Below are 16785 nucleotides of genomic sequence, written 5' to 3'. Positions count from 1 at the left end.
ATTATCCTTTCTCGTCTTTTCCATTTTCATAGGATGATTTTTGCCGGTGCAAATTATTATTATTGGCAAAATGAGGCCTACATTTCATATGAGGCCAGGGGAATCTTATTAAAATGTCTTTGAGTTCCTTTAAATTTAAAGGTGCTAGTGGAGAAAGATAATTTACACCAAAGGAGCTTAATGATGATAAGTGAATTAAAAGTACAATAATACCTAACAGAACTCCATATAAGCCTAAAAACGCTCCTAAACACAGCATGGAAAAACGTAAAATACGAATGGCATAGCCCATATCATAAGATGGAATGCTAAAAGAAGCTATAGCTGTAATGGCTATAACAATAACCATAATAGGAGAGATAACACCAGCTCTAACGGCTGCATCACCTATGACAAGGGCACCAACAATGCCTACAGTTTGGTTAGCTGGTGAAGGAAGACGGATGCCTGCTTCTCTAAGTGCTTCAAAAGCTGTTTCCATTAACAGTGCTTCAATAAAAATAGGAAAAGGAACTCCATGGGCAGCTCCCATAATGCTAATAAGTAAAGGTGTAGGAATCATTTCTTTATGATATAAAATAATTGCAACAAAACATCCAGGAAGCAGCAGTGAAATTACGAAGAAAATTAACCTTATGAAACGCACAAATATGGTAGTGGTATATCTTTCATAATAATCCTCACTAGTTTGCAAAAATTGAATTAAAGTAGCAGGAAGTATTAAAACACAAGGAGTACCATCTACTAAGAGTGCTATCCTACCTTCTAAAATCCCAGCGGCAACTCTATCTGGCCTTTCGCTGTGCTGAATTTGGGGAAATAATGTGTAGTGTGTATCTTCTATCAGTTCTTCTATATATCCACTTTCTAAAACAGAATCTATGTCTATTTTGGAAAGTCTCTTTTTTACATCTTCAACAATATTGTTATCTACTATTCCCTGCAAATAGGTAATGCTTATTTTTGTTTGTGTCTGTTTCCCTACTGTAAAATCTTCAAATTTTAGCTCTGAAGATTTAATTTTTCTTCTGAGTTGAGATATATTGGTGGAAATATTTTGCGTAAATCCTTCATTTGGTCCCCTTATAACTTTTTCAACATCTGTGTCTGATACGCTTTTTTCCTTCCATCCGGGTGTTTCTATTTCTAAAGCGATATCATCACTATCTAGTAAAAGTATGGTATTTCCATTTAGGAGAGCATTTGTAATTTGCCCAATAGTTGATACTTCACTTATTTTTGCAATTTCAAGAAAATATTCTTTAATTATTTCTACAGTATGATCACATTTTAAATCACTTTCAGTAACCTCTTTAATATTCATGATAGAAGGTAATATGCTTTCATTAATTGATCTTATATCCGAAAGTCCATTTATAAAAATAAGTACGCAGGAACATTTCATTGAATGTATAACAAATTTATGGTAAACAACATCAGCACAATTTGAAAATAATTCGTGCAATACGTTTAAATTATTTGAAAGAGATTTATTTAAGGGCAAATTATATCTATCATCGGATAACTTTTGTACATAAATAAGATCTGAAGTGTTTTTAGAATTAAAAAACTTCTTCACAATTAAAGATCACTCTCCTAGAAAAAATTATTTTATAATTTATCCGATGACTACCTGCTCTAATACTCCAACTTATCCAAGTGGGAGTAAAGAGCAGATACGTCCCTGGATAACGATTTCTAAGTATCAGGTGGAGTCAAGACCCCATCTGATGCCAAGAATTCTGTTTATGCTTATTCTCTGCATTAAAGGTAAAAATATTCAATTTTCATTTTTGTACTTTTACAAAAAAATATTAATATATTATAATTATATACAAGGATATTTTAAACAAATAATAAAAATATTAGCATATTTTTATCAAATATACATTAAATTATAAAAGAGGGATAGAAAATATGATTGTTACCTGTAGAAATATATTAAATTTACCAGGACTTGAAAAAATGAAAGTTGTAGCTGGAAAGGGCGGTTTAGACAGGGGAATTACCTGGGCACATGTAATAGAAGTACCTGATGTTGGTGATTTTGTAAAAGGAGGAGAACTTTTATTTATTACTGGTATAGCAATAGGAAATAATTCAGAAGTTCTCCTTAAATTTATTAAAGACATTATTTCTAGAAATTTATCTGGCCTTGTTATAAATATAGGGCCTTATATAAAAGAGACACCTAAAGGAGTTATAGATTTTGCAAATACTGCAGGTTTTCCTATATTTGAGTTACCTTTCGAGGTGAAATTGATAGATGTAACTCAAATTATTTGCAGGGCCATTTTTGCACGAAATGCGCATAAGGAATCTGTGAACAATTTTATGCGAGAAGTGATTTTTGAGGATATAAATATTGATGAGGAAATGTTGGATAGGGCAATTTTATATGGATACAAAAGAGAAAAGAAATATTGCAGCCTAATAGTTGATATTGACAATTTTAGCTCTTATATAAAGAAAAAAAATATAGATGACGAGGAAATTATATCAAATATAAAAAACCGTGTACAAGATATAGTAGAATACGTTTTAGATGAAAATAACAAAAAATATTTTTATGCAGTTCAAAGTGATGCATTTTATTTTATGGTATGTTCCAATGTAGAAAATATAGACAGGATTGCAGAATCTATACGAAATGAAATATCAAAGAGAATGGGTGATATTACTGTAAGTATAGGAATAGGAGATGAATGCAGTGATCTAAAAGATTTTAAATGCGTAATATTAGAGGCAATAAAAGCATTAAAGTTATCTAAGATTTTTGGAAAGAAGAATTGTGTTATAAAGTATAAAGGCTTAGGTATATTTAGGCTTTTTTTTGATATAGAAACCAATGCAGAGATGAAAAAACTATTTGATGAAAATTTACTTAAACTTAAAATATATGATGAAAAAAACTCCTCTGTGCTAGTAAAAACGTTAATTGCATATTTAAAGGAAAATAGAAACTTAGGTAAAACTGCAGAAAAGCTGTACATCCACAGAAATACTATAAAATATAGGATAAATAGAATAGAGGAAATATTAAACTGTGATTTGAAGGATGATGAAACTGTCTTTAATATTATGCTCTGTATAAAAATTGGGGTGTTTTTAAGATTGATTTAAATGCAATTTCTATATGGTGAACAAAAATTTATACATATATTTGTTCATAGTGGACATACTAATTAGTTTAGAAATATGGTAAATTATATACATTAAGTTTAATAAACAGTTAAATAAATAGCAATTAAATTGATAAATTACAAATTAAACGGGTTAGGTGATGGAATTATGGATTATTCAGTTTTTCAATGTCCCAAGAAAATAATATATGGGAAAGATACCGTAAATTTCATTGGAAGTGAAGCAGCGGTGTTTGGAAATAAGGCAATGATAGTTACAGGAAAACATTCGTCAAAAAAGACAGGTGCATTAGATAAAGTTTACTATAGTTTAAAAGATCAGGGAATAGATCCTGTTATATTTAATAAAGTAGAATCAGATCCTAGTGTAATTACTGTAAGGGAAGGAGTGAAAGCAGGAAAAAAAGAAAAAGTAGATTTTATAGTTGCCTTAGGTGGAGGAAGCGCTATGGATGCAGCCAAAGCCATAAGTATGGCTATAGGAAATGGAGGGGATATTTTAGATTATGAAAAAGTTCAGCCTAAAACTTACGGAATACCTATTATAGCAGTTCCTACTACAGCAGGAACTGGAAGTGAAGTTAGTAAGTTTTCTATAATAACGGATACTGAAAGAAAGATAAAGATGCTTATTTCAAGTAACTTTATAATACCTGAAGTAGCAATTTTAGACCCACTTTTGACTATGATGATGCCGCCTCAGGTTACGGCAGCTACAGGGATGGACGCTTTCACTCATGCAATTGAGGCATATATTTCAAAGGCTGCACAGCCAATGTCAGATACATTTGCAATAAAGGCAATAAAGATTATAAGTAGTAATATTTCACGGTCAGTGCTTAAAGGTGATATTGAAGCTAGGGAAAAAATGCTGCTTGGACAGATGTATGCAGGACTTGCTTTTAGTAATGCATCTACAGCACTTGTTCATTCAATGTCAAGACCCTTAGGAGCTTATTATAAAGTTCCCCATGGAATGGCAAATGCAATTTTGCTTACAGAGGTTATGAAATTTAATAGAGCTTCTTGTGCTGAAAGATTTAAAGTTATAGCGGAAGCTATGGGAGAAAATGTAGAAGGAAAATCTGTAAGAGAAGCAAGCTTGATTGCAGTAGATACTATAAAGTCTATTTTCTTGGAAACAGGGCTTCCAGTATCACTTAAAGAAGTTGGTGTAGACAAAGACAATTTTAGAAAGATGGCAGAAGATGCTATGGAAAGTAAAACTACAGCTCTTAATCCGAGAAAACCTACGGTAGAGCAGTTAGTAGAAATATATGAAAAGATATATTAAGGAGGAATTTAAATGGAAGTTTTAGAAGATACTGAGTTAGATTTAGATGTTGATCAAATTAGAGAGTATGATAAAAAGTACAACTTGCATTCCTGGAGTGCACAGAAAAATCTAAAACCACTTGTAATTACAAAGGCTGAAGGAATTTATTTTTGGGACAGTGATGGGAAAAAGTATTTTGATATGTCCTCTCAATTAGTTAATGTAAATGTAGGACATGGAAATAAAAAGATAATAGAGGCTATAAAAAGGCAGGCAGAAAAAATGCCATTTATGGGACCTTCCTATGCTGTAGATGTAAGGGCAAAATTGGCTGCTAGGGTAATAGAAAAGGCACCAGATAATATGGCTAAAGTATTCTTTACATTAGGTGGATCAGACTCCAATGAAAATGCTATAAAAATAGCTAAGATGGTTACTGGAAGATTTAAGATATTTTCGAGATATCGTTCTTACCATGGAGCAAGTTTTGGAGCTGCAAATTTAAGCGGAGAGCCAAGAAGATATACTTGTGAACCTGGAATACCTGGATTTGTAAAGTTCTTTGATCCTTATATTTACAGAGAAAAAATAAGATTTGAAAGTGAAAAAGAAGCTTCAAAATTTTATTTAAGCAAACTTAGAGAGCAGCTTATATACGAGGGTACGGATAAAGTAGCAGCTATTGTTGTTGAAAGTGTAACTGGCAGCAATGGTGTAATCATACCACCTGAAGGTTATCTCCAAGGAATAAGGAAGCTATGTGATGAATTTGGAATAGTTATGGTTTGTGATGAAGTTATGGCTGGATGGGGAAGAACTGGAGAATGGTTTGCCTGCAATAACTGGGATGTAAAACCAGATATTATCACATTTGCAAAAGGAATTACTTGTGGATATGTACCTCTTGGAGGAGTAATTGTAAGTGAGAAAATAGCAAAGTTTTTTGATGATAATGTACTTATGTGTGGGCTAACATACAATGCACATCCACTAGCTTGTGCTGCAGGCTGCGCAACATTAGATGTATATGATGAAGAAAATCTAATAGAAAATTCTAAGAAGATGGGGGTCATTTTAGGACAAAAATTAGAGGAAATAAAGAAAAAGCATTCGAGTGTAGGAGACGTCAGATATATAGGATTGTTTTCAGCAGTAGAACTAGTAAAAGATAGAGAAACTAGAGAAGCTCTAGTGCCTTATGGAAAAGATCCAGATGGAATAATGTCAAAGATAGTTGGAATGTTAAAAGAGGAAGGATTTTCAACTTATTCTCATGAGAGCTGCTTAATGATAGCACCTCCACTTATTATAAATAAAAAAGAGATGGAAGAAGCTATGAATATTTTTGATAGGGTTATGTATTCTATAGATGAATTTGTAAAAACATTAAAAAAATAAGCGTCCCTTTTGTGGAAGAATAGGACACTTAAAATTAATTAACCAATTATATTATAAATCAATTTGAAAAAATGTAAAGGAGATATTGATTATGGAAGTAAAAGATATGAAAAAAATTAGCTGTGATAAAGAAAGAATGGAAAATAAAATTGCTACTTTTAGTAAATTTGGTGCTACAGGACACGGTGGAATAACAAGGTTATCCCTATCAGAAGCAGCCCTTCAAGCAAGAGCAGAATTTACAAAGAGAATGAAATCACTAGGTGCATATATTGTAACAGATGATATGGGAAATATGTATGCTACTTTCAAAGGATTGGAGGACTTGCCTCATATTGCAATGGGGTCTCATTGTGATTCAGTAGTACAAGGAGGAAATTATGATGGAATTTTAGGAGTAATGACTGCAATGGAAGCAGCTGAAACTATAGTTAGGGAAAACATTCCTCACCGCCATCCAATTACAGTTATGATATGGACTAACGAAGAAGGAGCACGTTTTGATCCTGCTATGATGTCATCTGGTGTTGTTACTGGTAAATTTGATAAAGAAAAGATGCTGGCATCAAAGGACCCGGAAGGCGTAACTTTTGGTGAAGCTCTGGATGCAAGTGGATATAAGGGTGATGAAAAAAATAGAATAAATCCTAAAGATTATATGGCTCTTTTAGAACTGCATATTGAACAGGGACCAGTACTTGAAGCCGCCAAAAAGGATATTGGAGTTGTAGAGGGCGTTGTTGGAATGGTTAACTATGAATTCGAATTTATAGGTCAAGCTGGGCATGCAGGAACTGTTCCACAGAAATTAAGAAAAGATGCTCTTTTGGCAGCATCTGAAGCCATTTTATATCTTCACAAGGAACTAGATAAACTTGATGGCAAGTTAGTCTATACTACTGGAAGAATTAACTGCTCACCAAATGTTCATACAATTATACCAGATGACGTTAAATTTACTTTGGATGCAAGACATCAAGATCCAAAAGTAGTACAGCAGGTAGTTGATATAATTAAGAACATTCCATCTGAACTCGCAGGCTGTAAAGTTAGCTATGAGGAATTGTGGGCACGTAAAACTGTCAGCTTCAATAAAGAATTAGTAAATCTGGTTGAAAAAAATGCAAATCTTTATGGATATTCCAATATGAGAATGTACAGTGGTCCTGGACATGATTCTCAATTTGCAGCTGATATGCTTCCTGTAACTATGATATTTGTTCCAAGTATTGGAGGACACAGCCACTGTGAAATAGAAAAAACTCCTCTTGATAATTGTGTAAAAGGTGCCAATGTACTGCTTCAAACTATACTAGACATCGATAAGATGTAAATTTGATTATAAGTCTATTAAAAGGAAGAGGGGATCTATATGGAACAGCCAGTAGAAAAAGAAATATATGAATTAGATCAATCCGATACAACTGTTACAGAAAGTAAACTGTACAATGGCGATAACGCACCAGTTCCGGTTAAGGAAAGGACCTGGAATACCTATAATTTCACTGCTCTCTGGATTGGAATGGCTCACTGTATACCTACCTATATGCTAGCGGGAAGCTTGATATCACTGGGAATGAACTGGAAACAAGCATTATTTACAATTACTCTTGGAAACCTAATAGTTTTAGTACCAATTTTATTGAACGCCCATCCTGGAACTAAATATGGAATTAACTTTCCGGTATTTTCAAGGCTATCCTTTGGAGTATTTGGTGCAAATATACCTGCAATTTTAAGGGCAGTTGTTGCCTGCGGGTGGTTTGGAATAAATACCTATATAGGCGGAAGTGCATTAAATGTATTGTTTTCAGCTGTAATTCCAGGATGGAAAACTCTTGGGGGAAGTTTTCAAATAGCAGGACTTAGTTTGCCGTCTGGTATAACATTTATGATATTCTGGGGCCTTGAGATGTTTGTTATATTTAAAGGCATGGAGCAGCTGAAAAGATTTGAAAACTGGGCAGCTCCACTAGTTATGGTTTTAGCTTTTGTTTTGATGGCTTGGGCAATTAAATCTGCTCACGGCTTTGGACCACTTTTAAGTTCACCAGGCAAATTGCATACCATGAGTGATTTTATGAAAGTATTTCCTGCTTCACTTACCAGCATGGTAGGATTTTGGGCAACACTGTCTTTAAATATACCAGATTTTACAAGATATGCAAAGGGTCAGAAAGAGCAGTTAATAGGACAATCTTTAGGACTTCCTATAACTATGACAGTATTTTCTGCTATGGGTATAATAATAACTTCTGCTACTGCAGTAATATTTGGAAAAAGCATGTGGAGTCCGGTAGATATAATATCGAAATTTTCAAATCCTTTTGCAATGTTAGTAGGTTTCTTTGGTATAGTAGTTGCTTCTCTTTCTGTTAATATTGCCGCAAACATTGTTTCACCAGCAAATGATTTTTCAAATGTAGCACCGAAACATATAAGTTTTAAAATGGGAGGGCTTATTACAGGTATTATAGGAATACTCATAATGCCATGGAAGCTTTTAGCAGATCCTAGTGGATATGTGTATACATGGCTTGACACTTATTCTGGAATACTTGGACCTGTAGCTGCAATAATCATATGTGATTATTGGCTTATAAAAAAGACCAAGGTAAATCTTAAAGATCTGTATCTTAAAGAAGGATTGTATACCTATAAGAAAGGGTTTAATCCAAAGGCAATTATTGCACTTGTTTTAGGAATTTTTGCAGCTCTTATAGGTAAAATAGTCCCTAGCTTAAGTGGAATAGTAAATTATGCTTGGTTTGTAGGTTTTGGAGTTTCATTTGTTGTTTATTATTTATTAAGTGCAGGATCTAAAGATTCAGGCAAAATTAATAGTCAGCCTGAAGAATTTGAAGAATAAAGCTTTTAGATTATTTTATGAGGTGATAAATTATGGATTTGATTATAAAAAATGGAGTTATAATAACGGCTAAAGATACTTATAAAGCAGATATAGGCATAAAAAATGGGAAAATTGCAGTCATAGGAAAAGAAATTGAGGGTAGTGGAGAAGAGATAATAGATGCAGAAGGAAAATATGTATTACCAGGGGCAATAGATGCACATACACATCTTGAAATGCCCTTTGGGGGCACCATATCTGCAGATAGTTATGAGGCAGGTACGAGAGCTGCTGCCTGTGGAGGTACAACTACAGTTTTTGATTTTGCACTGCAGCAGAAAGGCCACGGCATAATTCAAACGGCTAGGGAAAGAGATGAGCTCTGTGCACCACAAGCTTGTGTTGATTATGCTTTTCACGTAGTTATATCTGATTTAAGACCAGAAATTTTAGATGAATTTCAAGCTGCAGTAGATTATGGACTTCCCAGCTTTAAAGTGTATATGGTATATAAAAAAGAAGGGCTTATGGCAGATGATGGAGTGCTTTGCCAGGTGCTTGAAAAATCCAAGGAAACAGGAGCACTTATTTCAGTGCATGCAGAAAACCCTGATTTAATAGACATAAGAACGGATAAATATCTGAAAGAAGGAAAAACTTCTGCCTGGTATCACTATATGTCAAGACCTGAATTTGTAGAAGCAGAGGCGGATAAGAGGGCAATACACTGGGCAAAATCACTAAATGCTCCCCTTTATATAGTACATCTTGCAAACAAAGAAGGTATGGAAGAAGTAAAGAGGGCAAAAGATGAAGGATATGAAATATATGCAGAAACTTGTCCTCAATATTTATATTTTACAAGCGAAGTTTACAAGAGAGAAGACGGTAGAAATTTTGTGTGCTCCCCACCAATGAAAGGGAAAGAAAGCTTAGATGCCCTATGGAAAGGTATAAAAACAGGTGATATTTCTACTATAGCTACAGATCATTGTCCATTTCAAAGTTCTGAAAAAGATTGGGGAAAAGATGATTTTACAAAGATACCAAATGGATGTATGGGCATAGAAAATATGTATCCATATATGTTAAGTGAAGCAAATAAAGGAAGGATTTCCTTTAACAAGGCAGTAGAAGTTTGCAGTGCAAACCCTGCAAAAATATTTGGATGTGATAATCAAAAGGGTAGTATTGTAATAGGAAAAGATGCTGATATTGTAATCTATGATCCTAAAAAGGAATTTACAATTTCAAAGAATAATATGCATTCTGATGTAGATTATACCATATGGGAAGGAGTTAAATTGAAAGGATATCCAGTTATGACTTTATCAAGAGGAAAGCTTGTATTTAAAGATGGAGAATTTGTAGGAAAACCCGGTTGGGGAAAATTCTTAAAGAGAAAGATAAAGAGGTAATTAGGCATTTTCTTTCAAATGCCTTAATAGGAGGACTTAATATGGACAAGAAAAATGATATGAAATTTAGTCAGATAACAGAAGAAGTTTCTAGATGTCTTTTATGTTATGATCCACCTTGCAGTAAAGCATGTCCGGGAGGAAAAAATGCAGCAGATATTATAATGTCTCTAAGATTTAAGAATTATAAAGGAGCCTGTCATAAGTTTATGAATGACTTATATAAATCTGGTGAATGTGGTCTTGCATGCAATAATAAGATGTATTGTCAAAGAAATTGCATAAGGGGAAAAATAGATAGACCCATAAAGATAAGGATGATACACAAATTTCTTCATGAAGAGAGCTTAAAAGTGGAGGAGGTAATTTAAAATGAGGGACCTTTCTATAGAGTTTTGTGGTATAAAGTGCGAAAATCCATTTTTCTTGTCCTCTTCTGTAATTAGCAATAACTTTGAAATGTGCGCTAAAGCTCTAAACATGGGCTGGGCTGGTGTGGTATTTAAGACTATAGGCTTTTATGTTGCAGATGAGGTATCTCCTAGGTTTGATGCAATAGGCAAAGAGAATACTCCTTTTATAGGATTTAAAAATTTGGAGCAGATATCAGAGCATCCTTTAGAATATAATCTAGAATGTATAAGTAAATTGAAGAGAGAATTTAAAGATAAAGTTATTGTTGCATCCATTATGGGAGAAAATGAACAGCAGTGGACTAAGCTGGCGGAGTTAGTTACAAAGGCAGGTGCAGATATAATTGAATGTAACTTTTCATGTCCCCAGATGGCGGAAGAATCCATGGGGTCAGATGTAGGTCAAAATCCTGAACTTGTAGAGAAATACTGCAAAGCTGTAAGAAGAGGAACTTCACTTCCTGTACTTGCCAAGATGACTCCCAATATAGGGAATATGGTAATCCCTGCAGAAGCTTCAATACACGGCGGCGCAGATGGAATAGCTGCTATAAACACTGTAAAAAGTATAACTAGGGTTGATTTAGATAAGTTCTCACCTTATCCAATAATAAATGGTAAGTCAGCTGTATCTGGATATTCAGGAAAGGCAATCAAGCCTATAGCTCTTAGATTTATAAGTGACTTGGCTAAGAGTGAAAAACTAAAAGAAATTCCTATAAGTGGAATAGGTGGAATAGAAACTTGGGAAGATGCAGTAGAATTTTTACTGCTAGGAGCATCCAATATTCAAATTACTACAGCTGTTATGCAATATGGATATAGAATAATAAAGGATTTGATAAGTGGATTGTCCTATTATATGGAAGATAAAAAATTTGAAAAAGTAAAAGATTTAGTGGGATTGGCAGTTAAAAATGTAGTGAATGCAGATGAACTTGAAAGGGATTATATAATTTATCCTGAATTTAGAGATCACAATTGTGTTGGATGTGGAAGATGTTATATATCTTGTTTTGATGGAGGACATCAAGCTATAAAATGGAACTATGAATCTAGAAAACCACAGCTTATTGAAGATAAATGTGAGGGATGTCATTTATGTGCAAATATATGTCCTACTGGAGATATACTAAGTGGTAAAAAAGTAATTAAAACTGCAAAAAAAGTTAGGCAATTGGCTTAAAAATTTAAATAAATAAGACTATGAGTATGTTAGCTTATAGCCTTATTTTATTTGCAAGAGTCGCAGGGCAATTTAATAGTATCATATATTTTTATTATTTTTTCATTCAACATTTTGTCAACTAAATCAATGCAATCTCCATCGTATTTTATACTATTATTTAATAGTAACACAGAAATACCGTGTACCGCACTCCACATGGTTAATATGTCTAAAGATAGATCCTTTTCTTCTATAGTATTTTTATATACAGATTTTAGGTAATTAATGGCACTTGCTTTAAATACTTGAAAAGCTCCACCTTCATAGGATGAATTATCATCTTTGCTTATATTTACAGGTTTACTAAAATCGCTTAAGAAAATAAATTTAAAATAATCTGGATTTTCAATCATAAATTTTACATATTGTTTTCCGAGTTCAACAAGTTGTTTTTTTGGATCGGAAGGATATTTATTTACAATTTCATTCAAAGAGTTTTCAAAGCTTTTTGATACTTCCATAATGATTGCAGAAATGAGTTCATCTTTATTTTTAAAATGTTTATAGGGTGCGGTATGGCTCACGCTGCACATTTTAGCTACTTTTCTTAAAGAAAAATCTTCATATCCACTATTAGTTAGAAGCTCAATTCCCTTTTTTATCATTTCTTCTTTTAAATTTCCATGATGATATTTTTCTTTATCCAATATTATCTTCCTTTCAAATTGATATATTTAAAGTAATTATAACCTTTGCCGATCATATAGGCAATGTTGTATTAAACATTGCCCGTAAAAGTTAAACATATGAGTAAAGCATTTAACCCTATTATTACACAGGTTATAATCCATCCTACAGTTTTTGTAAGAGGCTTATTGACAAGGTTACCCATGAGATCTTTTCGACTGGTTATAAGCAGCATAGGTATTATTGCAAGGGGGAGGGCAAAACTTAATGCAACCTGGCTTAGCACTAAAGCTTTCATTGGATTCATTCCAAGACATATAATAACCATTGCAGGTGTCATAGTTATAAGTCTTCTAACATTAAGTGGTATATTTAGATTTACAAAACCTTTCATAATAGTCTGTCCTGCTAACGTTCCTACTGCAGATGAAGACAATCCAGATGCAATTAAGGCTATGCCAAAAATTCCACTGGATAAGGAACCTACTAGTGGTTCTAGAGACTTATGTGCCTGTTCGATGGAGTCTACAGCTATTCCATTTTTATAAAATACTGCAGCTGAAACTATTACCATTGCTGCATTTACGATAAATGCAATGTTCATGGCAATTATTATGTCAATTCTCTCCATTTTTAAGTGACTAAGCTTAGCTTTTATGCTGTCATTTCTATGATTACGACTTTGAACCAATTGAGAATGCAGATATATAACATGGGGCATAACAGTAGCTCCTAACATGCTTACAGCTATCAATACAGCACTTCCATTTGGCAGTATGGGAACAAGGGTATGTATCCCAACAGCTGTCCAATCAGGTTTAGCTATAAATAATTCCATAGAATATGCAATGCATATAACAGTTACTAATGTAGTGATTATTGCTTCTATTATCCTTTGACCATATTTCTCCATATATACAATGATATAAGTTGCTAATCCAGTGAGAAGACCTGCATAAATCATAGGAATTTTAAATAGTAGATACAATCCAAGAGTGCCGCCTAGAAATTCTGCCAAATCTGTTGCCATAGCAGCAAGTTCGGCACAAATCCATAAAAACCAGTTGGCTTTTTTTGAAAAAATCATTCCACACATTTCAGGTAGGTTGTGTCCTGTGGCAATGCCTAGCTTTGCAGACATGGACTGGAGGAAGATGGCCATTATATTGCTCCACAGGATTACCCATAGGAGAGTATAGTTAAATTGGGAGCCGGCACTTATATTTGTAGCAAAATTTCCAGGATCTATATAAGCCACGCTTACTATAAAAGCAGGCCCTAAAAATTTGGATAATTCACGGCTTTTCCCAAGTATTCCTCTATTTTTCTTCAATACATTTAACTCGTTTTCCATATTCTAAACTTACCTTCTTTATAAAAAATTTGTTAGTCTAGGCTAAAGTTCTTTCACTACTGTAAAATATGTAATGTAGGTTAAAAGTGTTACTGATGCATATGGAAAATAGGGTTATTTAGTAACTAGAACTTAATGTTTTTAACAAACTGTTATGGTATAGATAACATATAGTTAACTTGTAAAATGTATACTTTTTTTGAAGTCAAATTAATGAGGTGTATTAAATGAGCATAGAGAATGAACTTGAGAAAATATTAGCGGAAAAAAGTATCAATACTGTTTTTCAGCCTATCGTTTCTTTGAAAAATGGTTTTGTTATAGGATACGAAGCACTTAGCCGCGGACCTGAAGGTTCACCTTTGTATTTCCCAGATAAACTTTTTTCGACTACAGAAAAGTATAATAAAACATGGGAACTTGAATTTTTGTGTAGGGTAAAAGCATTGAAAAGGCAAATTCAATTGATAAAAATAAATTACTATTTATAAATGTAGATCCTAAAATATTTAGAGATGAAAGATTTAAAAGTGGGTTTACAAAGGATTTTTAAAGAAACACAATATGTCTCCAGACTTAATTATTTTTGAAATTACGGAGAAAACTGCTATAGAAGATTATAAAAGTTTTAAAAATGCCCTTGAAAATTATATTAATCAAGGATATAAAATTGCAATTGATGATACAGGGGCAGGTTATTCAGGCCTTAAAACTTTAATGGAAATAAAACCTCAGTATATTAAAATTGATATTTCTCTCATAAAAAATGTAGATAAAGATTTATTTAAACAGGAACTTATGAGAACATTTGTAACTTTGGCAAGATCTACTAATATGAAACTTATTGCAGAAGGGATTGAAACGAAAGAAGAACTTTTAACTTTAATTGAAATAGGTGTTTGTGCTGGACAGGGATATTTTCTTTAAAGACCAGCAGGAACATTTTTAGATATTCCTCAAAATGTAAGAGAAAAAATAATTGATTATAATAAAATATCTGATAACAAAGTTAAATTTGAAAAAAGTTATATTGGAGATATTGCCCAAGAAAATAAAACATTTTCGGGATCAACTAAAAGTGAAAATATAAAAAAATTTTTTGAACAATCAAGTGTTACAGGAGTATGTATAGTAAATGAAGATTTTCCCACAGGTTTAATTATGAAACACAATCTTGATTCTATGCTTGCTACAAAATATGGAATCTCAGTGTTCTTAAAAAGACCTATGGTTTTGAAAATGGAGATAAGGTATTAAAATTCACTTCAATTTTTTTAGAAAATAAGATTAAGAAATCTTTTCCATACAATAGATTTATAGGACATTTAGGAGGAGATGATTTTGTGTGTATAATAGAAGATACTGCTGCTAAGTGTTATAAATTATGTGAAGAGATGATCCGTGAATTTGATTTGAAAATACTTAATTTTTTCAATGAAAAAGATAAAGAAAATAATTACATAGAATCCTTTGATCGAAAGGGTAATAAGGATATCTTTCCACTTACATCAATTGCATTTGGAGGAATGTACGGAAATGTCAATAGATTTAAAGATGTAGATGAAATTGGTGAATATATGAGTACTTTAAAAAAACAGGCCAAAGGAAATAGGGATAGGAGCAGCTATATAATTGATGAAGTTTATTAAAATGAGGTCAATTATATTGCAAATTAAATACTAGTATGATACACTGAATAAGTATTAGTAATAACTAATGCTTAGATTTGATTAGATGAACAACATATCTCTTTTAGAAATATATTTGTGAATCGTTTTAGATCTTGATTTTTGGAAAAGGAGGTATGTTTAAATGGCAGATAAAACTATAGTTTGCAAAGACTGTGGAGAAGAATTCGTATTCACTGAAGGCGAACAAGAATTTTATAAAGAAAAAGGTTTTGAAAATGAACCTCAGAGATGTCCTGATTGTAGAAGAAAAAGAAAACAACAGAACAACAGAGGATTCAGAAGATAATACGGTGTTTACTAAAGCCCTATAGTTTTATGCTATAGGGCTTTTAAAAGTTTAGATGATTTTCATGGAAAGGAAATTGAAAATGACAAAGCACAATGTTTGGACTAATAAAAGTACTATCTATCAATATATAAAACAGTATTTACAAATGATGATAGGATGTATAATAGTAGCCTTTGGATTTAATCTGTTTTTAAAGCCTAATGAAATAGCTTCTGGTGGGACGGTTGGAATATCAATACTAGTACAGCATGTATTTGGTGTAGAGCCTGCTATTACCCAGTGGTGTGCAAATATTCCGCTGATTTTTGTAGGATTATTTTTTATGGGGAAAAAATTTGCAATGAGAACTGTATTTGGCTCTTTGGTTCTACCTTTATGCATACTTTTTACAACACATTTTCATGCTTTGACATTAAATCCTCTTTTAGGTGCTATATATGGAGGAGTACTATCAGGTATAGGACTTGGCTTAGTTTTTAAAAGTGATGGATCTACAGGGGGAACCTCAATAATAGCTAGTATTGCCAATAAATATACAGCTTTGAGCATTGGAAATTCTCAAGGATTAATAGATGGATCTGTAATTATTTGTGCTGGTTTTGTATTTGGTGCAGAAAAAGCACTTTATGCGATTATATCCATATATATAACTAGTAAGGCTATTGATTTAATACAGCTAGGATTTAGTGGATCAAAAGTTGCCTTTGTAATTTCTGATAGATCACTACTAATAAAAAAAGCTGTATTAGAGGATTTAAACAGAGGGGTTACCGTGCTGTCTGGTTTTGGTGGTTATACTGAAGAAAAACGTACAGTTTTAATGGTAGTTATGGATCAATCAGAATTGAACAGATTTAAAACTTTCATAAAAAATATCGATAAAGACTCATTTATAATAATAAGTGATACCCATGAAGTTTTAGGACAGGGATTTAAATTATATAGTGGAGTTAAGAACAAAAAAATAGTTTGATAATCAGGCTGTAAAGTATTTTCGAGGTTTATAATACAAAACTGTAGAAAATATGTAAACTGTAGTATATAATAATTAATAATTGACAACAGTTTTTTTTAGATTAATATGTTAAAATAGAAAT

16 protein-coding genes are annotated in these 16785 nt (G+C 32.7%); 13 read left to right on the top strand and 3 right to left on the bottom strand.

Going from position 1 to position 16785, the window contains the following annotated elements:
- Position 1 precedes the first annotated feature (1 nt).
- Positions 2-1579, bottom strand: coding sequence for a spore germination protein (locus CLAU_RS07190; protein WP_013240219.1), 1578 nt, complete (start codon positions 1577-1579; stop codon positions 2-4).
- Positions 1580-1917: 338 nt separating this feature from the next.
- Between CLAU_RS07190 and CLAU_RS07185 the strand changes: the two genes are divergently transcribed.
- From CLAU_RS07185 to preA, 8 genes are all read left to right on the top strand, one after another.
- Complete coding sequence (locus CLAU_RS07185) at positions 1918-3123, top strand: PucR family transcriptional regulator (protein ID WP_013240218.1); 1206 nt, start codon at positions 1918-1920, stop codon at positions 3121-3123.
- A 168-nt stretch (positions 3124-3291) separates the two neighbouring features.
- The gene (locus tag CLAU_RS07180; protein WP_013240217.1) at positions 3292-4437 is read left to right on the top strand and encodes an iron-containing alcohol dehydrogenase; all 1146 of its coding nucleotides are present in this window, start codon (positions 3292-3294) and stop codon (positions 4435-4437) included.
- A gap of 12 nt (positions 4438-4449) precedes the next feature.
- Positions 4450-5817, top strand: a complete 1368-nt coding sequence (locus CLAU_RS07175; protein WP_013240216.1) for an aminotransferase class III-fold pyridoxal phosphate-dependent enzyme — start codon at positions 4450-4452, stop codon at positions 5815-5817.
- 106 nt (positions 5818-5923) lie between these two features.
- On the top strand, positions 5924-7150 hold the full coding sequence (locus tag CLAU_RS07170; protein ID WP_029702246.1) for a Zn-dependent hydrolase: 1227 nt from the start codon (positions 5924-5926) through the stop codon (positions 7148-7150).
- Positions 7151-7189: 39 nt separating this feature from the next.
- Positions 7190-8686, top strand: coding sequence for an NCS1 family nucleobase:cation symporter-1 (locus CLAU_RS07165; RefSeq protein ID WP_013240214.1), 1497 nt, complete (start codon positions 7190-7192; stop codon positions 8684-8686).
- Positions 8687-8718: 32 nt separating this feature from the next.
- Entirely contained in the window at positions 8719-10086 is a 1368-nt protein-coding gene (gene hydA, locus CLAU_RS07160; RefSeq protein ID WP_013240213.1) for a dihydropyrimidinase, read from the top strand.
- Positions 10087-10127: 41 nt separating this feature from the next.
- Positions 10128-10457, top strand: a complete 330-nt coding sequence (locus tag CLAU_RS07155) for a hypothetical protein (RefSeq protein ID WP_013240212.1) — start codon at positions 10128-10130, stop codon at positions 10455-10457.
- Position 10458: 1 nt separating this feature from the next.
- Positions 10459-11685 (top strand): NAD-dependent dihydropyrimidine dehydrogenase subunit PreA, encoded by a 1227-nt coding sequence (preA, locus tag CLAU_RS07150; RefSeq protein ID WP_013240211.1) that lies wholly within the window; start codon positions 10459-10461, stop codon positions 11683-11685.
- Between the two features lie 47 nt (positions 11686-11732).
- Here preA and CLAU_RS07145 read toward each other — a convergent pair whose 3' ends face one another.
- Entirely contained in the window at positions 11733-12374 is a 642-nt protein-coding gene (locus CLAU_RS07145; protein ID WP_013240210.1) for a TetR/AcrR family transcriptional regulator, read from the bottom strand.
- Positions 12375-12445: 71 nt separating this feature from the next.
- On the bottom strand, positions 12446-13708 hold the full coding sequence (locus CLAU_RS07140) for an Nramp family divalent metal transporter (protein ID WP_013240209.1): 1263 nt from the start codon (positions 13706-13708) through the stop codon (positions 12446-12448).
- A gap of 227 nt (positions 13709-13935) precedes the next feature.
- Between CLAU_RS07140 and CLAU_RS21330 the strand changes: the two genes are divergently transcribed.
- The 5 genes from CLAU_RS21330 (at position 13936) to CLAU_RS07115 (ending at position 16661) form a co-directional block, all read left to right on the top strand.
- Positions 13936-14199 carry an EAL domain-containing protein gene (locus CLAU_RS21330; protein ID WP_013240208.1) on the top strand — a complete coding sequence of 88 codons (264 nt, stop codon included), beginning with the start codon at positions 13936-13938 and terminating at the stop codon, positions 14197-14199.
- 73 nt (positions 14200-14272) lie between these two features.
- Entirely contained in the window at positions 14273-14635 is a 363-nt protein-coding gene (locus tag CLAU_RS21325) for an EAL domain-containing protein (RefSeq protein WP_013240207.1), read from the top strand.
- Between the two features lie 269 nt (positions 14636-14904).
- A complete protein-coding gene (locus tag CLAU_RS21115; RefSeq protein ID WP_144289726.1) occupies positions 14905-15357 on the top strand; it encodes a diguanylate cyclase domain-containing protein in 453 nt (150 codons plus the stop codon).
- Between the two features lie 163 nt (positions 15358-15520).
- A complete protein-coding gene (locus CLAU_RS07120; protein ID WP_013240204.1) occupies positions 15521-15685 on the top strand; it encodes a zinc-ribbon domain-containing protein in 165 nt (54 codons plus the stop codon).
- An 82-nt stretch (positions 15686-15767) separates the two neighbouring features.
- Positions 15768-16661 carry a YitT family protein gene (locus tag CLAU_RS07115; RefSeq protein ID WP_013240203.1) on the top strand — a complete coding sequence of 298 codons (894 nt, stop codon included), beginning with the start codon at positions 15768-15770 and terminating at the stop codon, positions 16659-16661.
- Positions 16662-16785 lie beyond the last annotated feature (124 nt).

It is taken from the genome of Clostridium autoethanogenum DSM 10061 (genome assembly GCF_001484725.1).
Taxonomy (GTDB): domain Bacteria; phylum Bacillota; class Clostridia; order Clostridiales; family Clostridiaceae; genus Clostridium_B; species Clostridium_B ljungdahlii.
Note: the sequence above shows the minus strand (reverse complement) of the source record. Positions and strands in the feature narration are given on the sequence as shown.